The sequence below is a fragment of the Pseudomonas sp. C2B4 genome, from assembly GCF_013359695.1.
In the GTDB taxonomy this organism is placed as follows: Bacteria; Pseudomonadota; Gammaproteobacteria; order Pseudomonadales; family Pseudomonadaceae; genus Aquipseudomonas.
On sequence record NZ_JABFMU010000019.1, the window covers coordinates 68,065 to 87,894 of the forward strand.

Here is a 19,830-nt window from a genome sequence, read left to right on the forward strand (position 1 = left end):
CATGAACGCAAAACCCGGTTCGAAAACCGGGCTTGCGTGGCAACACGACGAAGGGGGGTTAACTGATGACTTCGCTCAAAGGAATGAAGTACACACTATCTCCAGCAACCAGCGTCCGACCTTCCAGCACCTCTACTAACCCATCGGCCCAGGCGGCACTGCGCAACACCCCGGAACTCTGATTCCTGTAGATGATGGCCCGTCCGTTTTCCAGGCGACCGCGCAGATATTCACGTCGATTCCCGGCTACGGGCCAGTCAAACCCGGCTGGCACTTGCACCTTCAGCGGCTCCACCTGTTTGACGCCCTGACGACGCAAAAGATAAGGCCTGGCCAATAAGGCAAAGGTCACCAGCGTCGACGCCGGATTGCCGGGAAGCCCGATGACCGGTACGCCGCGGAAATGCCCGAATGTCAGGGGTTTGCCAGGCTTGATGGCGAGCTTCCACAAACTCAACTCTCCCTCTTCCCGTAAGGCGATGCCCAGAAAATCAGCCTCCCCCACCGACACGCCACCCGTTGAAAGAATCAGATCGACATCTTTCAATTCGCCAAGTCGAGTACGCGTAGCGACCAGATCATCGGGAAGAATGCCAGCGTCGATAACTTCACAGCCTAAACGGCGCAACCAGCTGCAAAGCAGAACACGATTGCTGTTATAGATCTGTCCGGGGCCCAGGGTCTGTCCTGGCTCAATCAACTCATCCCCGGTCGACAACACCGCCACGCGAACCTTGCGAATCACGTCCAGCTCGGCGCAACCCAGCGAAGCGGCGAGACCTTGTTCTATCGGCCCAAAACGCGTACCCGCCGGCAGAATCAGTTCACCGACCGTGGTTTCCTGGCCTTGTGGACGAATGTTTTGTCCAATGGTCAGTGTTTCGGTGAAACGCACGCGCTCATCCGCCAGCACTTCGGTATTTTCCTGCATCTCGACACAGTCGGCGCCGGCAGGAACAGGCGCCCCGGTAAAGATTCGCGCACAGGTTCCAGGCTTCAAGGCGTCCGGTGCCTGCCCGGCAAAAATCTTCTGGCTCACGACCAGTGGCTCGCCGGCCCAGTCGGCCTTGCGCAGGGCATAACCGTCCATGGCGCTGTTGGGCCACGGTGGCAGATCCAGCGTCGACACCAGATCGTCGGCCAACACCCGCCCCGTAACCTGTGCCAATGGCAAGCGCTCGCGATCGACAATCCTTGAGGCGTCAGCCATTTCCAGCAAACGCGCCAGGGCCACTTCCACCGGCATCAGGCTGCCGGTCTTGCCTGGTTTACCCGCGGGATTCACAGGGAGCCGCCTGTTTCAGGTGAGTGACGAAATTGCAGGGACGATGCCGCGAATCCAGTTGCTCGCCAAGAATGCCGTCCCAACCGGTGCGTACCGCATTGGTCGAACCCGGCAAACAGCAAACCAGCGTGCCATTGGCAAGCCCCGCCAGAGCGCGGGATTGAACGGTCGATGTACCGATGTCCGCCACCGAAATCTGTCGGAACAGCTCACCAAATCCATCGACCTGTTTATCCAGCAGACAGCTCACCGCTTCCGGCGTGCTATCGCGACCGGTGAAACCAGTGCCGCCAGTGATCAGCACCACCTGCACGACATCGTCGGCAATCCAGTTGGCGACTTGCGCGCGAATTTTGTAGAGATCATCTTTGAGCAACACCCGGGCTGCCAGGTTATGGCCGGCAGCCGTCAAGCGGTCGACGAAGACCTGGCCTGAGGTGTCGGTTTCCAGGGTACGGGTATCGCTGACCGTCAGAACCGCGATGTTGAGCGGTGCGAAAGGTACATCAGCCTTGGCTTTCATAGGCTCGTCCAGTTGTAGGAGAAACAGCCCGGTGTTATATCACAGCGCCCCATTTTCTCGCCGCCCCCATGGAGAACTGCCATGACTTCGAAATCGGTTTTTCCGCCCTGCTCCATTCTCCTCCTGGCAGGTGGTCGCGGCCAACGCATGGGCGGCCAGGACAAGGGATTGGTGCAATGGCAAGGCGAGCCACTGATTGCCCATCTGCATCGCAAGACACGCCCCCTGAGCGATGACCTGATCATTTCCTGCAACCGCAACCAGGAAAAGTACGCGCCCTATGCCGACCAATTGGTTCATGACGACGAAGGCGATTTTCCAGGGCCATTGGCTGGTATTCGCGCGGGTTTGAAAGCCGCTCGACATACGCATCTACTGGTATTGCCTTGCGATGTGCCACGCATTGACGAGGCGTTGCTCGCCAGCATGCGCGAAACAGCCAGCCAACATCCCGACAAGCCATTGATGCTGCGACATGACGACCACTGGGAGCCGTTGCTGTGCGTGATCCCCGTGGCACTTCGCGGAAATTTCGAGAGCGCCTGGAACGATGGTGAACGCAGTCCGGGGCGACTCATGCGAAAGCTGGGCGCAACTGCGCTACAGTGTCCTGACAACGACCCGCGCTTGGCGAACCTCAATACACCGGAACTGTTAAGCGCGCACAACACTGTGTCAGACTGACAGCACCCGAGGAACTTGCACGTGCCGTACACGTCTGAAGCTCAGTAACCAAAAGTATTCAATTTCGGAGACACACCCATGACTCAACGGACGCTGGCCACTTTCATGCTCGCACTGGGCCTTGCCACCCTCGCCGGTTGCGCATCCCCAACAGTGATCACCTTGAATGACGGTCGCGAAATCCAGGCCGTCGACACGCCACAATATGACAAGGATTCGGGCTTCTACGAATTCGAACAACTGGATGGCAAGCAGACCCGTATCAACAAGGACCAGGTCCGCACCGTTAAAGAGTTGTAATCTGCGCGGCGACTACCGGATACAAAAATGCCCCGACTTGTCGGGGCATTTTCTTATCTGACACCATAACTTATGGGTTCGGTTCTTTCGCAAGCCTGTCCACGCGCGTCAATGCCTGCGTGGCTTCGGTAATGCATTTTTTGTCATCGTTGGCCGCATTGGCCGCTTCCGCGCTGGCCTGCATCCGCTTGACTTCCATGCTGGTATTTTCGGACGTTGACGGCAGGGTGGTCACCTTATCCCTGAGTTCCTGAAGCTTGATGGTGCAAAGGTCGTGTTCCCCTGCCGCGAATACCGGAGAGGCCAACACTGCAGCGCAAATGAACATTCCAGCGAAAACGGTACGTTTCATGGGTATCTCCTTGCATGGAAAGTCTCGGAACCGCCGGATGATCTGGCTGCGATACCGAGGTCTTTGAACGCCACGTTCGTGGGGCCTGTTCAAATGACTGCAAACCGGCCCATAAATTCGATTTTTCCTGGCCACGCCTGGAATCGGACGTTAATCACCCTTGATCACCATTGCAGGGTGATCGTGCTCTCGAATTCTCTTTCCTGCCCGGTGACCGGGTCCACAAACTTCAGCCCTTGGGCCAGGAGCTTCAATGGATTGGCGTAGTCGTCCTCCACATCCTTGAGTACCTGTGGATAAAACGGGTCATTGCAAATGCTCGCGCCCAACGCTGTCATGTGTACCCGTAACTGGTGCTTTTTGCCCGTCACCGGATAAAGGCCATAGCGCCAGAGATCACCATTCTTTTCCCTGACCTCGACAGCCGTTTCGGTGTTTGGGGCACCCGGCCCCTCCTGCATCCGGAAGAAAGGTTCGCCGTCGACGAGTCGGCTTTTATGAACCAACGGAAACGAATGCTCAGGCAATGCCCGGGCAATGGCCTCGTAGCGTTTTTCGATCTGTCGTGACGGAAACAACGACTGATACGCCGAGCGACTCTGAGGATTGGCTGAAAACAATACCAGCCCCGCCGTATGCCGGTCGATACGATGCAGGGGGACCAGGTGCGGGTTGTCCAGACGACGGATCAGCCGTCTGAGCAAGGTCTGTTCGACATATTCACCGGCTGGCGTCACGGGCAGAAAATGCGGCTTGTCCGCCACCACCAGATGCTCGTCCGCATACAGGATCGACTCGACCACCGGGATCGTTTTTTCATCGGGGACTTCGCGAAAATAGTGAATCCGCAGTCCTTCCTTGTAAGGCAAATCGAGGGCGATCGGCGCGCCATGCCCGTCGAGGACACGGCCACGGGCGATTCGGTCCAGCCACTGCTCACGGCCGATGGCGCTGAAATGCTCGCACAGGCAATCGAAAACGGTCTGCCACGAACCAGGCGGCAAGTAGAGCGTGCTGGCCTGACTGTGCGCCGCGGAGAAAGGTGAACTGGACATACGGAAACTCTAACCCTCAATACAGGGCGACATTATCCAACAGTGTCGGGAACGAACCTAGCGGAGAATCCCTAAGCCGGTATTTGCCTGCGCGCTGCCGCTTCGGTGTACTCCTTGAGCCAGCGCAGTACATCGACCGCCTCCCAGCGACCCGGGTCATACAATGCATACAACAAGCCCTGATAACCCACGACATCCAATTGTCGGTGATAGCCCGCGCGCTGGAACAAGGCTTCGATTTCAGCGAAACAGGTATTGAAATGCAGCTTGTTGAATGGCGTCTTGCCTTCCGTTACCAATCCGTCCAGACGCAATTCGAGGACAGCCTCGCGTACCACGTCCACCGACATCCGGTTCACGCTGCTCTTCAATTGTTCGACATTGACCACGATTCATCCCTCTCACGCCCGGACTTGCCCGCTGCTCCCTGAATCAGGGACAGCAGCGCGACAACCCGAATAACTGTATACGCATACAGTATCCGAATCGCAACCGTTAAGCCAAGGGGATCATTCGCAAAGTTCGACCAGCGGCCCCACCGCCATCACAAAAAACGTTTAACGCAGAAATGCCACTACATCGTCGGACCCGAACGGCCAGCCCAGTTCGGCTCCGGTATCGACCCGACGCAGTACCGGAATACGCAGGCTGTAGGACTTGAACCATGTTTCGTCGTCAGCGATGTCCACCAGCTCCACCAGCAGACCGCGCTCGACAAACTCCATCAGCATGGCCTCAGCCACTTCACACAGGTGGCACCCAAGGGTGCCGAACAGCTGACATTCAGGAAGCATGAGCGCTCAACCGAAAAAATTTGAGTGCTTATTCTAGGCCTGCCCCGAAAAACCGTCGAGCGCCCGCCGTTGGCCAGGCGCGCAAGACCGGCACTCAATCCTGGCTGACAGCGCCGATCTTGTGCACCGACAAATCCGCCCCGTAATACTCTTCTTCCTGGCTCAGCCGCAGACCATGGAACGCCTTGATAGCGCCATACACCGCGAATCCACCGATCAATGCCACGACCACGCCCAATGTCGTGCCGATCAACTGACTGATCAGGCTCACCCCGCCCAGCCCTCCCAATGCGCTCTGGCCGAAGATGCCGCAGGCAATCCCCCCCCACACGCCACACAGGCCATGCAATGGCCAGACACCCAGCACATCGTCGATGTGCCATTTGCCTTGAGCGGCCGTAAAACACCAGACAAACAACGCGCCGGCAATCGCACCGGTCACCAGCGCGCCCACAGGGTGCATCAGGTCGGAGCCGGCACAGATCGCCACCAGCCCGGCCAACGGGCCGTTGTGCAGGAAGCCCGGGTCATTGCGCCCGACAATCAGGGCCGCCACCGTGCCGCCCACCATGGCCATCAGCGAGTTCACCGCCACCAGTCCGCTGACCCCTTGCAGGGTTTGTGCGCTCATCACGTTGAAGCCAAACCAGCCGACGATCAGGATCCACGACCCCAACGCCAGAAACGGAATACTCGACGGCGCGAATGCCACCAGGCGCCCTTCGCGGTATCGACCATTGCGCGGTCCCAGCAGCAACACCGCCGCCAACGCCAGCCAGCCGCCCATGGCATGGACCACCACGGAGCCTGCAAAATCATGGAAAGCGGCGCCGAAGCGTTCCTGCAACCAGGCCTGAAAACCAAAGTTGCCGTTCCAGATCATGCCTTCGAAGAAGGGATAGATGAACGCCACGATCAGCGCTGTTGCGCACAGTTGCGGAACGAATCGCGCACGCTCGGCGATGCCGCCGGAAATGATCGCCGGGATCGCCGCCGCAAAGGTCAGCAAAAAGAAAAACTTCACCAGCCCGTAACCGTGATCGGCATTGATCACGGCCGCCGGCTGCATAAAGGTCACCCCATAGGAAATCCAATAGCCTATAAAGAAGTAGGCCAGGGTCGAAACGGCGAAGTCGCTGAGGATCTTCGACAGCGCATTGACCTGGTTTTTTTGCCGAACCGTGCCGACCTCCAGAAAGGCGAAACCGGCATGCATGGCCAGCACCATGACCGCCCCGATCAGAATGAACAACGTGTTGGAGCTATGGACCAGGCTGTCCACAGCGCTTTGCAGATTTTCCATGGATTAGGCAGACCTTAAGGCTAAGAAAAGCACCAAAGCAGTTCGCGCGGGCAATCCATGCACCAAGTTGTGACGTCACGCATCGAGTACGTCACTCCCGATGAACCGCTTTGGCGCACAGGGTTCGTCAAGGTCAGTCACGACCGGGACATTTGCTCGGGATTTGATTATTTGAGTTAAGGTTTTACGTGAATCATGCCCGGCAACAGCGCATTGGCACTGCCTGGCGCACCACGACACAGCAAAAGTTGTACCAGTCGTTTGTACTGAACCTTCGCGCAAGGCTCATACTCGAACGTTTCAGACGCCACTTATGGAGATCACCCATGGCCAGTACCAAGGCAAAGACTGCTCAAGAAATCCTGATGAACGACTTTCAGACACTGGTCAGCGACACCGAAAAGTTGCTGGAACATACGGCGTCCCTGGCCGGTGATCAGGCCGACGAGTTGCGCGAGCAGATCCACGACAGCCTGCTGCGTGCCCGGGAAACCTTGAAGCTGACCGAAGACTCCTTGCGCGAACGTGGCGAGGCTGCCGTCACCGCCGCCGAAGATTATGTACAGGCCAACCCGTGGCAAGCGGTCGGCATTGCCGCCGGTGTGGGTTTCCTGATCGGCCTGCTGGCAACCCGGCGCTGATTATGGCGACCGAAGATTTCGGCTCGTCCACGACGGGCGCAAGTTCCTCATCGCGGCGCCTGGGTGCCGCCGTACTTGGATTGCTGCACAGCCATGTCGAATTGTTCGGCATCGAACTGCAGGAACAAAAGGCACGCACCGTAAGCCTGCTGCTGTTTGCTGGCCTGGCCTTGGTGTTTGCCCTGCTGTTGCTGGTGGGATTGTCAACGCTGGTGCTGATCCTGTTTTGGGACACCAATCGCCTGGCGGCCATCATTGGCCTTTGCGCGTTCTATGCCCTGGCAGCGGTCTTCTGCGGCATTCGCCTGAGGGCAGCGATTTTTGATGAATCCTCACCCTTCCATGGCACCCTGGAAGAGCTGGCCAACGACAGGGAGCGCTTGCTGCCATGAACCTGCCTGAACTGCCTCGCAACAGCTCCCGCACGGAAATGCGCAAGGCGTTGATCCGTCTGCGCATGGAAATGCATCGCCAGGAAATCCGCCACGAATCCGCGCAACTGCTGCAACCCCTGCAGCGTGTTCGCGAAATGAAGCAAAACCTGCATGAAGGCTTCGGTATCAAGCACGCTCCACTCTGGGGCGTAGCGGCGGTGACGCTCCTGGGGTTTCTGACCGGCAAGGGCGCCAGGACTGGCGGCGTCAGCAGCCTGACCCGACTGCTGCAGCTCGGCACCACGCTGGGCCCCCTGATCAAACTGGTGATGCAAGGCTCCTCGCGTAAACCCTGACCTGTCACTTCTGGCTACATTCTTGCAATGCCCACGGAATGAACCTCTTAACCGAGAGGTTCAATCCTGCATGACTGCCCGGCAGTACCCGGTCACCAGGTTTAATCCAAAAACAAGATCAACCAAGGAGGCCTCGTGATCGACGGGCAACCGCTCGCCTGTTTTCAGCCGTTCATCGACACCGCTACCGGCCGGATCGCAGGCGTGGAGGCGTTGGGCCGACTGCGCCAGGCAGACGGTCAGTTGGCCTCGGTGGGACCGTTGTTCACCGACCCGCGCACGAACGCCGTGGCCCTGCGCCGCCTGGATCGCCAATTGCGCGATGACGCATTGAGCCGCCTGCACCAGGCGCCCTCCGACTGGTTTCTCAGCCTGAACATTTCCCCGCGCTGGATCAGCCGATTACGCCCGGACCAGCCACTTCCGAGCCTGAAGCAACTGGGCAAGTACGGTGTCGACCCACGGCGAATCGTCTTCGAGATTACCGAACTGGGCGGTGATATCCAGCGACTGGCCCAAGTGGTCGCACGTTACCGATCAGCCGGTGCACGGATCGCCATCGATGACTTCGGTGCGGGCTACTCCCAGCTCGATCGCGTGTTGGCACTGCAACCGGACATTCTCAAACTCGACATGCGTTTGTTCCAGGCGGCGGCGCTCGGCGGACCGAGCACCGACGTGGTCAAGGCCCTGGCTCAAATGGCGGAGAAAACCGGTTGCTGGATCATCGCCGAGGGCGTGGAAACCGACGCTCAGCTTAATTTTGCGCTGGAGTGCGGCTCACGCTTTGTACAGGGTTTTCTGTTCGCCGAGGCTCAGGCACATTTCTTTTCCAGCGACGCCTTCGTCGAGCGCTTTGCACAACTGCGACAGCGCTATGTTCAGCAGAAACTGGCCGAGCGCGGACGCCTGATGATCATGCGCCAGCAACTCGGCGAACTGATGACGATCCTGCAGACCTGGGCCCAGGCTCGCGCCCCGCTCAGTGACTTGCCCCAACTGGATGCCTTTCCCTGGCTGTTACGCTTCTACCAATGCGACCGTCACGGCACCCAATTGACGCCGAACCTGGAATGGCGCAACAGCGGTTGGGTGGCTGACAATCGCTATCTGGGCCATAACTGGTCCTGGCGTCCGTATTTTTATCACTTGCTGGCAGAGGGCTGGGAGGAACGGCGCCTGACCCTCTCCAATACCTATCGCGACGCGACCAGCAATCAGTACTGCCTCACCGCCGGGCAGTTTTTCGACAATGGCGAACGCTTGCTGCTCATCGATATCGATGCGGTAGGACTCTAGGCGGGCGTTTCCACTTGCAGGTCCCGGTGCGAACCGGGAAGCTAGGGACTCAAGTCACCCGACGGAGAGACCCGCCTTGGATTGGCACACCCTGCTTACCCGCGAACGCCTCGGAAAGCCTCTGCACAGCCCGCAAGAACTCGGCCGCAGTCCTTTTCACAAAGACCATGACCGCATCATCTTCTCGGGGGCTTTTCGTCGTCTCGGACGCAAGACCCAAGTGCATCCGGTCTCCAGCAACGACCATATCCACACGCGCCTGACCCACTCGCTGGAAGTCAGTTGTGTCGGCCGTTCGCTGGGCATGCGCGTCGGTGAAACCATCCGCAGCGCCCTGCCAGACTGGTGCGAGCCCAGCGACCTGGGGATGGTCGTGCAATCGGCCTGCCTGGCCCATGACATCGGCAATCCGCCGTTCGGCCACTCCGGCGAAGATGCGATCCGTCATTGGTTCCAGCAGGCTGCCGGTCGTGGCTGGCTGGATGCAATGAGCGAGGCCGAGCGTAATGACTTCCTCAACTTCGAAGGCAACGCCCAAGGCTTTCGGGTCCTGACCCAGCTGGAGTACCACCAGTTCGACGGAGGCACGCGTCTGACCTACGCCACCCTCGGCACTTATCTGAAGTACCCATGGACAGCCAGGCACGCCGATTCGCTTGGGTACAAGAAACACAAGTTCGGCTGCTACCAGAGCGAACTGCCGCTGCTCGAACAGATCGCCCAGAAACTGGGCCTGCCGCAACTCGAAGAACAGCGCTGGGCGCGTCACCCGCTGGTGTACCTGATGGAGGCCGCCGATGACATCTGCTACGCCCTGATCGATCTTGAAGACGGCCTGGAAATGGAGTTGCTCGATTACGCAGAAGTCGAGTCCTTGTTGCTCGACCTCGTGGGTGACGATTTGCCGGAAACCTATCGTCAACTCGGCCCCGGGGATTCTCGCCGACGCAAACTGGCCATCCTGCGCGGCAAAGCCATCGAGCACCTGACCAATGCCGCCGCACGCGCCTTTGTCGAGCAGCAAGACACTTTGCTGGCCGGTACGCTGCCGGGCGATCTGGTGGAACATATGCACGGCCCGGCCAAACGTTGTGTCCTGAATGCAAAAGACATGGCGCGCAAAAAAATCTTCCAGGATAAGCGCAAGACCCTGCACGAAATCGGCGCCTACACGACACTGGAAATCCTGCTCAATGCCTTCTGTGGCGCAGCCCTGGAACAACACAACGGACGCACGCCATCCTTCAAGAGTCGGCGAACGCTCGACCTGTTGGGTAACAACGCACCCGATCCGCATGGCTCATTGCACACGTCATTTCTGCGGATGATCGATTTCATTGCCGGAATGACAGACAGCTACGCCAGCGACATGGCGCTGGAAATGACGGGGCGCTCCAGCCACTGACAAGTGCTGGTCGATCAGCCATTACGCCACCTGTAATGGCCGATCAGTCCCCCAAAAACCAAGTGCACTCAAGGCTCGCTGAATTCCCCTACAGCTAGTGTCGAGTGAACTGATCGATTGCCGAGTATTGACGCGAAACAATCACGCCTCCTTTGTTCAATAAAAGAAGCGTGAATAATATGATCAAAGAACATTTGCGCATCTTGCTGGTGGAAGACCACCCCTTTCAGCTCAGGGCAACACAATATCTGCTCGAAAGTTACGGCTTCACCCGTCTGACCACAACCGACAGCGCCCAAGGCGCATTGCAAAAGATGCTTGGTGCGGAGCAACCTTTCGACATTCTTTTGTGCGATCAATGTCTGCCCGATATTTGCGGGATTGATTTGGTCAGGTTCGCCAGTCATCACGGATTGATCAAACATGCCATCCTCCTAAGTAGCCTGACGCCCACTGAATTGGAAGGACTTGAAAACGTGGCAAATGTTCATGACCTTCCACTATTGGGGTATTTGGTCAAGCCGTTAAAACAGGCCGAATTCATACAAATATTGACCTCAACACCGAATAAACAACAAGCAGAAAAAGCCACCAAAAAATAATAAAAAACCCACAAGCCATTTTATCAAACAGCAACTAAACGAAAACAACTTTCATTCATCCTCATAAAAAACCTAGTTGACTCGTAAGCCCATTCCTTTTTGCCTGTAGGAACATTCCTATATTGCTGCTACAGGTACGTCAGTTCATACGTCACCTCAACTATCTGAGCTAAGGTGCGCCCTTTATTCAGCTCGCATGGGATTTGATTATGAACTCCGTTTTTATTGTCGACGACCACCCTGTCATCCGACTTGCCGTTCGAATGCTACTTGAACACGAAGGCTACAAAGTCGTCGGTGAAACCGACAATGGGGTCGATGCCATGCAGATGGTCCGCGAGTGCATGCCTGATCTGGTCATTCTCGATATCAGCATTCCCAAACTGGATGGCCTGGAAGTACTGGCCCGTTTCAACGCCATGAGTACTCCTCTGAAAACATTGGTACTTACGGCGCAATGCCCGACACTTTTCGGTATCCGTTGCATGCAATCCGGCGCTTCGGGATATGTCTGCAAACAGGAGGATCTCAGCGAGCTGGTCAGCGCCATAAAAGCAGTATTGTCAGGTTACAACTACTTCCCAAGCGAAGCATTGAATCCGGTTCGCGGCGATGAAGCGCGTTGCGCCGAACTGGAACTATTCAAATCCGTCAACGATCGGGAGCTGATGGTGTTGCAACTATTTGCACAAGGTCGCACCAACAAGGAAATTGCCAAAGGCATGTTTCTAAGTAACAAGACTGTCAGCACTTATAAAAAACGCCTCATGCAAAAACTCAAGGCCAAGTCTTTGGTTGAACTCATCGAAATGGCAAAACGTAACGCGTTAGTGTGAGAGACAGGATGCCCAGTCGTTTAAAGGACTACTTGATACTGATGACCGTGGGCCTGTGCCTGAGCACCTCATTGCTCGCGGCACAAAGCAGTGATCCCTACACATTGCTGAGTCGCTCGGCGGCTGGGCACCTGGCGATCCAACTGGATGACTCGCAACGGCAATGGCTCAAGAACAAACAAGAACTGATCCTTGGCACCTCGGCACCGGACTACCCGCCCTTCGACCTGACGCTCAGCGGCCACGACTATGAAGGTTTCACCGCTGATTACGCGGGCATTCTCGGCAAGGTCACCGGCTTGCCGATCAAAATAAAGCGCTTCGCATCCCGGGGAGCGGCCATTGAAGCGCTTGAAAACAACGAAGTCGACCTGCTGGGTACCGCCAATGGGTTCGAGGCTCGAAATCCTGACATCGTGCTGTCAGCCCCCTATGCCGTGGACCAACCGGTTCTCGTGACCCGTGAAGGCGAAACCCGATCCCTGACCGATGGCCTGGCCGGTATGCGCCTGAGCATGGTGTACCACTACCTGCCGCTGGAGGAAGTCAAAGCCCTGTATCCCCAGGCGATCATCACACCCTACCCGTCCTATCAGAACGCAATCAATGCCGTCGCCTTCGATCAGGCCGATGTGTTTCTTGGCGACACCATTTCTACCCATTACATGATCAACAAGGGCTACCTGAACAACATCCGCATGGCCAACTTCGGCAAACACGAAGCACACGGTTTCAGTTTCGCGGTGCACAAGAACAATCCTCAGTTGCTAGCCATCATCAATGCCATGCTCATGGCCATTCCCACCAGTGCTCGAGAAAACATTGCCAAACGCTGGAGCGCCGGAAGCGACATTCTGCTCACCGATCACAAGCTGGCACTCAGTTACAGCGAGGAACGCTGGCTTGCACAACATCCGGTCGTCCGCGTGGTGGTCAATGAAGCTTTCGCACCGCTGACGTTTTTCGACAGTGCTGGTAACTTTCGTGGCGTTGCCGCAGATTTGCTTGAGCTGATCAGATTGCGCACCGGTTTGCGCTTCGAAATCCAGCGCAGCCGAAGCGATAGCGAAATGATCCAGCGAGTCGAGAATGGCCAGGCTGATCTGATCGCAGCACTGCTCCCCAGCGCGCAACGGGACACCTCGCTGAATTTCAGTCGCCCCTACCTGCAAAACTCCTATGTTCTGCTGACGCGCAAGGCAGAAGCCAGCCCGACCAACCTTACACAGCTTCAAGGCAAACGCCTGGCCATTGCCCAGGGTCATCCGTTGATAACGTACCTGCGCAGCGAATTCCCGCTGGTAAAGCTCATCGAAACACCAGATACGTTCAGCGCCGTGGAGATGCTGGCGGAGGGACAGGCAGAAGGCACAGTGAACTCACTGGTGATAGCAAATTACTTCATTTCATCGCTGCTTTTCGAACATACCCTGCAGATCAGTACGACCATCGGCACCGAGCAGCCGGCCTTTTCCCTGGCCACCAGCCGGGAGGCCAAAGAACTGCACGATATTCTCAACAAGGCGCTATTGAGTATCGCTCCAGAGGAACTGGGCATTATCAACAGCCGCTGGCGGGGTTATTCGGCGTCCTCGCACAGCACCTGGCGCAACTATCACCGGCTGTTCTATCAGATCGTCACCGCTGCCGGCGTGTTGTTACTGATTTCCGTGGCCTGGAACGCTTACATGCGTCGTCAGATCAATCAACGCAAGGCAGCCGAGCGCGCGTTGAATGATCAGTTCGAATTCATGCGCTCGCTGGTCAATGGCACGCCTCATCCCATCTATGTACGAGATCGCCAGGGTCTGCTGCAAAGCTGCAATGACAGCTACCTGCAAGCCTTCAATGCGAAACGCGAAGACGTTATTGGCAAAAGCGTCATCCAGGGCACCCTTAGCAACGCCTTTGAAGCCCGGGAATACCAGGCCGACTATCAGCGCGTCGTGACCGAGGGCAGGCCCTTGATACTGGACCGCCCGTTGCACATTGGCGGTCGCCGGTTGACGATCTACCACTGGATACTGCCCTACCGTGACTCAAGCGGTGAAGTGCAAGGCATCATCGGTGGCTGGATAGACATCAGCGAACGCCGGCAACTGCTCGATGACCTGCGTTGCGCAAAAGAGCGTGCCGATGAAGCCAACCGGGCCAAAAGCACGTTTCTGGCCACCATGAGTCATGAGATCCGCACGCCGATGAATGCGGTCATCGGACTGCTTGAACTGACACTCAAGCGGATCGAGCACCAACATCCCGATCGCCCCGCCATTGATGTGGCGTACAACTCGGCGAAGGATCTGCTGGAACTGATCGGCGACATTCTCGACATCGCACGCATTGAATCCGGACACCTGAGCATGAGCCCGGAACGTGTCGATCCAAGAGAAATCGTGGCGTCGGTGGTACGTATCTTCGACGGCCTGGCCCGGCAGAAAGCGCTTGAACTCAAGTTGGATTTCAATCCGGACAATCCTCCCATCGATGTTTTGCTGGACCCGATGCGCTTCAAGCAGGTGCTGTCCAATCTGGTCAGTAACGCCATCAAATTCACCGAACAGGGAGCAGTCAGCATTACCGTCGACCTGCGCCCGACTACCGAGCCCGGTCAGGTGCAGTTGCAAGTGCAGGTCCAGGACAGCGGCATCGGGATCAGCGCCCAGGACCAACAACGCCTGTTCGAGCCCTTTGCTCAGGCCGAGAGTGCTGGACAAGCCGCCCGAGGCGGTACCGGACTTGGCCTGGTCATCTGTCGCAGCCTGTGTGAAATCATGGGCGGGAGCCTGCAACTGAGCAGTCAGCCAGGTGTCGGCACGCAAGTGCAGATGTCGCTGTTACTGTCGGCGCTACCACAAGAGGCCAGGGAGGAAAAAACTGAAACACCGATCCAGGTCGCCGTCACCCCATTGAACGTTCTGGTGGTCGATGACCATGCGGCCAATCGCTTGCTCATGTGCCAGCAACTGGAATTTCTGGGCCATCACTACAGCATCGCGCAAGACGGTCAGGCAGGATTCGAGGCATGGAAAGCCGACGTCTTCGATCTGGTGATCGCCGATTGCAACATGCCGGTCATGAATGGCTACGAACTGGCTCGAGCCATTCGCCAGCACGAAAAACAAAAGCTACAACCGCGATGCACTGTTCTGGGGTTCACCGCCAATGCACAACCGGAAGAAGTTCAACGCTGCAAGCTCGCCGGAATGGATGACTGTCTGTTCAAGCCCCTGACGCTAAGCGCGCTGAGCCAATGGGTTAAAAGCATTTCACCGACCTCGCCCACACCGGCTTTCAGCCTGGAAGGCCTGCAGCAGTTGACCGGTGGCAACCCGGTATTGAACCATCGTTTGTTGACCGAACTGCTCAACAGCAACCGTCTGGACCGTCAGGGATTGCTCGCGCTGTGCGGCTCCACGGACCCACAGGCATTTCTCGACATCGCCCACAAAATGAAGGGCGCCGCCCGAATCGCTCAGGCCACCCGATTAATCGACAGTTGCGAGGCGCTCGAAGCAACCTGCCGCGATGATTTCCACCCCGACAAAGTCGCCGAGCGCTGTGCGGCCGTGGAGCGCGCCCTGCTGGAACTGGACCAGGCACTGCTGCAAAAAATCGGGAAGAATGACGAAAGCAGGATGACGGAGGCTTAACTATGCTTGGACGCTGAGCAGTGTGTTAACCATCACGGAGTGACCTGCATGCCCAGCCCACTGCGTCCGGATAAACGGCGGTTTTCCCTGCACGTTCACATCAGTGTGATGTTTACCTGCCTGCTGTTGCTGACCGGAGTGGTACTGGGCATTTTCAATTATCAACAAACCACACAGATCATCCTGTCCAGCAGTGAAAAACTCTTCAATCGCATAGAGCAGGATGTACGCCTCGATTTGAAGGCGACCTATGAACCGATCCGCCACCTGCTGAGCCTGCAGGTCGTCAACCCCGCAGTCCAGGCATCGGACCTGGAGCATCGCCTGGCGCTGCTTCGCCCCTTCAGCCAATCGCTCACCGACAACCCGGACCTGGCATCGCTGTACCTGGGCTACGGCAATGGCGACTTCTTCATGGTTCGCCCTCTGCGAACCGTCGACTTGAAAACCCTGCTCAAAGCGCCGGAGACAGCGGCTTATCAAGTGTGGAGCATTGAGCGAAACAGCAGTGGCCAGGTGAATTCGCAGTCCTTGTTTTTCGACCGGGACCTGGCCTTGATCGGTCGCCAGGTCAATCCGGACGAGCCTTACGATCCGCGTACCCGTGCCTGGTTTACCAGCGCCAGTGGCGATAACGACCAGATCACCACCGAACCCTATATTTTTTTCTCCACCCATAACGTCGGCACCACCCTGGCCCGACGCAGTGGCGAGCAGGTGGTGATGGGCGCAGACCTGACGCTGGCCGAGCTCAGCGCCACCCTGGCCAAACATGTGGTGACCCCTGCCACGGAAATCGTGCTGTTCGATGGCGAGGGCAATGCCATCGCCTACCCCGACGCCAGCCGGTTGATTATCGACGATCAGACTGCCCGCCTGAGAAAGGCCGCCGACCTGAGCCCCAGCCTGGGTGCACTGCTCAACAGTCCGCTGCAAAGCAATCGCCTGAATGCCGACGGTCGCCAATGGATCGCGGCCCGCAGCAGCATGCAGGAAGGTGGCCCGCAGGGTTTGCAACTGGCGCTGCTGGTGCCGGAAGACGAATTGCTCGTCGATGCCTACCGCATGCGCTGGCAAGGTGCGCTGATTACCCTCGCAACGCTGCTGTTATGCGTGCCGCTGGGCTGGCTGACCTCGCGAGTTCTGGTCAATCCACTGCGCGCTCTGGTGCGGGAAGCGGATGCGATTCGCAGCTTCGATTTCAATTTTCCGCTGTCCCGTCGCTCCCCGGTGCTTGAAATCGACCAACTGAGCGTGTCGATGGCACGCATGAAAGATACCTTGGCGAGCTTCTTCCAGATCACCGACAGCCTCAGCGCCGAAACCCGATTCACCCCGTTGCTGCAACGCGTCCTGTTTGAAACCGTGAAAATCGGCCAGGCCCAGGCCGGCCTGATCTACCTGCGCGAAGGTGACGGCGATCGCATGGAGCCCCACGGTCTGGTCATCAATGACACAGCGCAGAACCTGTCGTCCTTTGACATACGGACCCATGCGCTTCAGGACCCGCAGAGCCCTGCCTGGCTGCAGCAGTTGTCGACCGACGACAATGTCGTCAGCAATCTCGGTTTCGAGCAGGCGGGGGATTTGCAGAAAGTGCTGCTCGCACTGAAATGTCCGCGGGTTCATCTGATCGGTATCCGCTTGCACAATCGCCATAACGAAACCGTGGGCCTGCTGGTTTTTTTGCTGGCCGACAGCGGTAACCAAAGTGATCTGGAGAAGCTGCGCCCGGACCGCATTGCGTTCCTGCAAGCCGTATCCGGCGCGGCGGCTGTGAGTATCGAAAGCCAACGCCTGCAAAACCGGCAAAAGCAACTGCTGGACGCGTTCATCAAGCTACTGGCCGGTGCGATTGACGCCAAGAGTCCCTACACCGGCGGACATTGTCAGCGTGTGCCGGCCCTGACCCTGATGCTCGCCCAAGCCGCCGCAGCAAGCAAGGACCCGGCCTTCAGCGGCTATCAACCCTCGGATGAAGAATGGGAGGCGCTGCACATCGCCTCCTGGCTCCACGACTGCGGCAAGATCACCACCCCGGAATACGTCGTGGATAAAGCCACGAAACTGGAAACCCTGAATGATCGTATCCACGAAATTCGCACCCGTTTCGAAGTGCTCAAGCGCGATGCCTGGGTCAGCTACTGGCAAGCGCTCGCCCAGGGTGGTGATGAGCAACACCTGGTGCAATTGCGCGATGCAACGTTGGCCGGGCTGGACGATGATTTTGCCTTCGTAGCCCACTGCAATCTTGGCGGCGAGGCCATGGCGCAGGCAGACCTGCAACGCCTGCGCAGTATCGGCCAGCGCACCTGGACGCGAACCCTGGATGACCGACTGGGTGTTTCCTGGGAAGAGAACCGGCGTCAGGCCCGCACCCCGTCCCCCACCCTACCGGTCACCGAGTCGCTGCTGGCGGACAAGCCCGAGCATCTGCTCGAACGCGCCGAAGCCGAGCTCATAGCGCCGGACAATCCCTGGGGCTTCAAACTCGACGTACCACGCTACAAGTACAACCGCGGCGAACTCTATAACCTGAGCATTACCCGCGGCACCTTGACGGGCGAAGAACGCTACATCATCAATCACCACATGGTGCAGACGATCCTGATGCTCAGCCACCTGCCCTTCCCCGGCCATCTGCGCAACGTTGCGGAAATCGCCGGTGGCCACCACGAAAAAATGGACGGCACCGGTTACCCCAAACGCTTGAAGCGAGAGGAGATGAGCCTGCCGGCGCGAATGATGGCGATTGCCGATATTTTCGAAGCGCTGACGGCGGCCGACAGGCCCTACAAGAAAGCCAAGTCATTGAGTGAAGCGCTGGGCATCATGGCCAACATGTGCCGGGATGCGCACATCGACCCGGAGTTATTCGCACTGTTCATCAAGGCGCGCATCTATCTGCAGTACGCCGAGCGATTCCTCGACCCACAGCAGATTGATGCGGTAGACGCGTCAGCCCTGCTGATCAAGGCCGGCCTGTCGACTTGATCAAAAATCAGCAATCGGTCAGACGCAGGAAAATCGCCGCCAGTTGTTCGATACCGGCCTGATCCTGCGCGGTGAAGCGAGCCAGCTTCGGGCTGTCGAGGTCCAGTACCCCGATCAGGCGACCGTCCTTGACCAGTGGCACCACCAGCTCGCTGTTCGATGCACTGTCACAGGCGATATGCCCGGGGAACGCGTGCACGTCTTCGACCAATTGTGTCTGCAAGGTGGCCGCCGCCGTCCCGCATACGCCCCGACCGAACGGAATCCGCACGCAGGCGATCTGTCCCTGGAACGGGCCCAACACCAGCTCCTCGTCACGATTGAGGTAGAAGCCGGCCCAGTTCAAGTCTTCAAGTTGATTGAACAGGAACGCCGAAAACTGCGCGGCGTTGGCGATGAAATCCCGCTCGTCCGCCAGCAGCGATTCCAGCTGCGCGTGCAGCATGCCGTAGCCTTCGAGGCCCTGGCCGCTCTTTTGTAAATCGATCATGCCTTGTGCTCCAACAGTTTCAGCCCGACCCAATAGCGGGCAAATTGATACGCGCAACGTCCGTTACGATTGCCGCGCCCCGTGGCCCAGCGCACCGCGAGGATGTCCAGCTCTTCGGTACGTTGCCATTCGAGGCCGGCCTTGTCGGCCAGTTGACCGATCCAGTGTTCGACGACGTTGAGAAAGTGTTCCTGGGTAAACGGATAGAACGACAGCCACAGGCCAAAGCGATCCGACAAGGCGATCTTGTCTTCCACCGCCTCACTGGGGTGCAATTCGCCATCGACCCTTTTCCAGTTCTCGTTATCGCTTTCCTTTTCCGGCACCAGGTGGCGACGGTTGGAAGTGGCGTACAGCAACACGTTGTCCGGTGCCTGTTCAAGGGAACCATCGAGTACACTTTTGAGCACGCGATAGTCGCCCTCGCCCGACTCGAACGACAGGTCATCGCAGAACAACACAAACCGCTGGGGCAGTTTGGCGATCTGTTCGACCACCCGCGGCAAGTCCGCCAGGTGATCACGCTCGATTTCGATCAGGCGCAAACCGGCGTTGGCGTGCTCGGCGAGCAAGGCGCGAACCAGCGAGGATTTACCGGTGCCACGCGAACCCCAGAGCAAGGCATGGTTGGCCGGCATGCCATCGAGAAACTGTTGGGTATTGCGCCCCAATTGTTCCACTTGCCGGTCAACGCCAATCAGGTCGGACAGGCGCATGTCGAGACTGACGTGCAGCGGCAGCAGAAAACCGCCACGTCCTTCACGCTGCCAGCGCGCAGCCAGGCAGTCTGTCCAGTCGATGGCTTGCCGAGGGGTGGGCAGCAGCGGTTCGATGCGGGCCAGAACGGCATCGGCGCGTTCAAGAAAAGCATTCAATCGGGAATCCAC

Annotated in this window: 20 protein-coding genes; 11 read left to right on the plus strand and 9 right to left on the minus strand. The window is 57.9% G+C overall.

Annotated elements, in window-relative coordinates; all coding sequences use genetic code 11:
* Positions 1-58: 58 nt before the first annotated feature.
* Both glp and moaB read right to left on the minus strand, forming a co-directional pair.
* Positions 59-1,285: a gephyrin-like molybdotransferase Glp gene (glp, locus tag HNQ83_RS14715; RefSeq protein WP_175389633.1), complete on the minus strand. Its 1,227-nt coding sequence runs from the start codon at positions 1,283-1,285 to the stop codon at positions 59-61.
* The gene (gene moaB, locus HNQ83_RS14720) at positions 1,269-1,808 is read right to left on the minus strand and encodes a molybdenum cofactor biosynthesis protein B (RefSeq protein WP_175389634.1); all 540 of its coding nucleotides are present in this window, start codon (positions 1,806-1,808) and stop codon (positions 1,269-1,271) included. The genes glp and moaB overlap by 17 nt, the downstream gene beginning before the upstream one ends.
* Positions 1,809-1,889: 81 nt before the next feature.
* On the opposite strand from moaB, the gene mobA reads away from it, so the two are divergent.
* Together mobA and HNQ83_RS14730 are read left to right on the plus strand one after the other, a co-directional pair.
* On the plus strand, positions 1,890-2,492 hold the full coding sequence (gene mobA, locus HNQ83_RS14725) for a molybdenum cofactor guanylyltransferase MobA (RefSeq protein WP_175389635.1): 603 nt from the start codon (positions 1,890-1,892) through the stop codon (positions 2,490-2,492).
* A gap of 78 nt (positions 2,493-2,570) precedes the next feature.
* A complete protein-coding gene (locus tag HNQ83_RS14730) occupies positions 2,571-2,792 on the plus strand; it encodes a YgdI/YgdR family lipoprotein (RefSeq protein WP_175389636.1) in 222 nt (73 codons plus the stop codon).
* A 70-nt stretch (positions 2,793-2,862) separates the two neighbouring features.
* Here HNQ83_RS14730 and HNQ83_RS14735 read toward each other — a convergent pair whose 3' ends face one another.
* The 5 genes from HNQ83_RS14735 to HNQ83_RS14755 form a co-directional block, all read right to left on the minus strand.
* Complete coding sequence (locus tag HNQ83_RS14735) at positions 2,863-3,144, minus strand: hypothetical protein (protein WP_175389637.1); 282 nt, start codon at positions 3,142-3,144, stop codon at positions 2,863-2,865.
* 164 nt (positions 3,145-3,308) lie between these two features.
* Complete coding sequence (locus tag HNQ83_RS14740; RefSeq protein WP_175389638.1) at positions 3,309-4,199, minus strand: pseudouridine synthase; 891 nt, start codon at positions 4,197-4,199, stop codon at positions 3,309-3,311.
* Between the two features lie 71 nt (positions 4,200-4,270).
* Positions 4,271-4,588 (minus strand): transcriptional regulator, encoded by a 318-nt coding sequence (locus tag HNQ83_RS14745; protein WP_175389639.1) that lies wholly within the window; start codon positions 4,586-4,588, stop codon positions 4,271-4,273.
* Positions 4,589-4,756: 168 nt separating this feature from the next.
* Entirely contained in the window at positions 4,757-4,993 is a 237-nt protein-coding gene (locus HNQ83_RS14750) for a glutaredoxin family protein (RefSeq protein ID WP_175389640.1), read from the minus strand.
* A 94-nt stretch (positions 4,994-5,087) separates the two neighbouring features.
* Complete coding sequence (locus HNQ83_RS14755; RefSeq protein WP_175389641.1) at positions 5,088-6,296, minus strand: ammonium transporter; 1,209 nt, start codon at positions 6,294-6,296, stop codon at positions 5,088-5,090.
* A gap of 326 nt (positions 6,297-6,622) precedes the next feature.
* On the opposite strand from HNQ83_RS14755, the gene HNQ83_RS14760 reads away from it, so the two are divergent.
* The 9 genes from HNQ83_RS14760 to HNQ83_RS14800 all read left to right on the plus strand — a co-directional run bounded on the left by HNQ83_RS14760 (position 6,623) and on the right by HNQ83_RS14800 (position 18,453).
* Positions 6,623-6,937 (plus strand): YqjD family protein, encoded by a 315-nt coding sequence (locus tag HNQ83_RS14760; RefSeq protein ID WP_175389642.1) that lies wholly within the window; start codon positions 6,623-6,625, stop codon positions 6,935-6,937.
* Positions 6,938-6,939: 2 nt separating this feature from the next.
* The gene (locus HNQ83_RS14765; RefSeq protein ID WP_175389643.1) at positions 6,940-7,329 is read left to right on the plus strand and encodes a phage holin family protein; all 390 of its coding nucleotides are present in this window, start codon (positions 6,940-6,942) and stop codon (positions 7,327-7,329) included.
* Positions 7,326-7,667: a hypothetical protein gene (locus HNQ83_RS14770; RefSeq protein ID WP_175389644.1), complete on the plus strand. Its 342-nt coding sequence runs from the start codon at positions 7,326-7,328 to the stop codon at positions 7,665-7,667. The genes HNQ83_RS14765 and HNQ83_RS14770 overlap by 4 nt, the downstream gene beginning before the upstream one ends.
* A gap of 135 nt (positions 7,668-7,802) precedes the next feature.
* Positions 7,803-8,966, plus strand: coding sequence for an EAL domain-containing protein (locus HNQ83_RS14775; RefSeq protein WP_175389645.1), 1,164 nt, complete (start codon positions 7,803-7,805; stop codon positions 8,964-8,966).
* A gap of 76 nt (positions 8,967-9,042) precedes the next feature.
* Positions 9,043-10,371, plus strand: coding sequence for a deoxyguanosinetriphosphate triphosphohydrolase (locus HNQ83_RS14780; protein WP_175389646.1), 1,329 nt, complete (start codon positions 9,043-9,045; stop codon positions 10,369-10,371).
* A gap of 179 nt (positions 10,372-10,550) precedes the next feature.
* Positions 10,551-10,973 carry a response regulator gene (locus tag HNQ83_RS14785; RefSeq protein WP_175389647.1) on the plus strand — a complete coding sequence of 141 codons (423 nt, stop codon included), beginning with the start codon at positions 10,551-10,553 and terminating at the stop codon, positions 10,971-10,973.
* A gap of 209 nt (positions 10,974-11,182) precedes the next feature.
* On the plus strand, positions 11,183-11,809 hold the full coding sequence (locus HNQ83_RS14790; protein ID WP_175389648.1) for a response regulator transcription factor: 627 nt from the start codon (positions 11,183-11,185) through the stop codon (positions 11,807-11,809).
* A gap of 8 nt (positions 11,810-11,817) precedes the next feature.
* The gene (locus HNQ83_RS14795) at positions 11,818-15,459 is read left to right on the plus strand and encodes a transporter substrate-binding domain-containing protein (protein WP_175389649.1); all 3,642 of its coding nucleotides are present in this window, start codon (positions 11,818-11,820) and stop codon (positions 15,457-15,459) included.
* A gap of 48 nt (positions 15,460-15,507) precedes the next feature.
* Complete coding sequence (locus HNQ83_RS14800) at positions 15,508-18,453, plus strand: HD domain-containing phosphohydrolase (RefSeq protein WP_175389650.1); 2,946 nt, start codon at positions 15,508-15,510, stop codon at positions 18,451-18,453.
* A 7-nt stretch (positions 18,454-18,460) separates the two neighbouring features.
* Here the strand turns inward: HNQ83_RS14800 and HNQ83_RS14805 are convergent, their stop codons facing one another.
* Positions 18,461-18,943 carry a GAF domain-containing protein gene (locus HNQ83_RS14805; protein WP_175389651.1) on the minus strand — a complete coding sequence of 161 codons (483 nt, stop codon included), beginning with the start codon at positions 18,941-18,943 and terminating at the stop codon, positions 18,461-18,463.
* Entirely contained in the window at positions 18,940-19,830 is an 891-nt protein-coding gene (locus tag HNQ83_RS14810; RefSeq protein ID WP_175389652.1) for a DUF815 domain-containing protein, read from the minus strand. The genes HNQ83_RS14805 and HNQ83_RS14810 overlap by 4 nt, the downstream gene beginning before the upstream one ends.

Excerpts from the sequence above, each read along its gene's own strand:
- moaB (WP_175389634.1), bottom strand. The coding sequence starts at position 1,808 with ATGAAAGCCAAGGCTGATGTACCTTTCGCACCGCTCAACATCGCGGTT.
- mobA (WP_175389635.1), top strand. The coding sequence starts at position 1,890 with ATGACTTCGAAATCGGTTTTTCCGCCCTGCTCCATTCTCCTCCTGGCA.
- HNQ83_RS14730 (WP_175389636.1), top strand. The coding sequence starts at position 2,571 with ATGACTCAACGGACGCTGGCCACTTTCATGCTCGCACTGGGCCTTGCC.
- HNQ83_RS14735 (WP_175389637.1), bottom strand. The coding sequence starts at position 3,144 with ATGAAACGTACCGTTTTCGCTGGAATGTTCATTTGCGCTGCAGTGTTG.
- HNQ83_RS14740 (WP_175389638.1), bottom strand. The coding sequence starts at position 4,199 with ATGTCCAGTTCACCTTTCTCCGCGGCGCACAGTCAGGCCAGCACGCTC.
- HNQ83_RS14750 (WP_175389640.1), bottom strand. The coding sequence starts at position 4,993 with ATGCTTCCTGAATGTCAGCTGTTCGGCACCCTTGGGTGCCACCTGTGT.
- HNQ83_RS14755 (WP_175389641.1), bottom strand. The coding sequence starts at position 6,296 with ATGGAAAATCTGCAAAGCGCTGTGGACAGCCTGGTCCATAGCTCCAAC.
- HNQ83_RS14760 (WP_175389642.1), top strand. The coding sequence starts at position 6,623 with ATGGCCAGTACCAAGGCAAAGACTGCTCAAGAAATCCTGATGAACGAC.
- HNQ83_RS14765 (WP_175389643.1), top strand. The coding sequence starts at position 6,940 with ATGGCGACCGAAGATTTCGGCTCGTCCACGACGGGCGCAAGTTCCTCA.
- HNQ83_RS14770 (WP_175389644.1), top strand. The coding sequence starts at position 7,326 with ATGAACCTGCCTGAACTGCCTCGCAACAGCTCCCGCACGGAAATGCGC.
- HNQ83_RS14785 (WP_175389647.1), top strand. The coding sequence starts at position 10,551 with ATGATCAAAGAACATTTGCGCATCTTGCTGGTGGAAGACCACCCCTTT.
- HNQ83_RS14790 (WP_175389648.1), top strand. The coding sequence starts at position 11,183 with ATGAACTCCGTTTTTATTGTCGACGACCACCCTGTCATCCGACTTGCC.
- HNQ83_RS14795 (WP_175389649.1), top strand. The coding sequence starts at position 11,818 with ATGCCCAGTCGTTTAAAGGACTACTTGATACTGATGACCGTGGGCCTG.
- HNQ83_RS14800 (WP_175389650.1), top strand. The coding sequence starts at position 15,508 with ATGCCCAGCCCACTGCGTCCGGATAAACGGCGGTTTTCCCTGCACGTT.
- HNQ83_RS14805 (WP_175389651.1), bottom strand. The coding sequence starts at position 18,943 with ATGATCGATTTACAAAAGAGCGGCCAGGGCCTCGAAGGCTACGGCATG.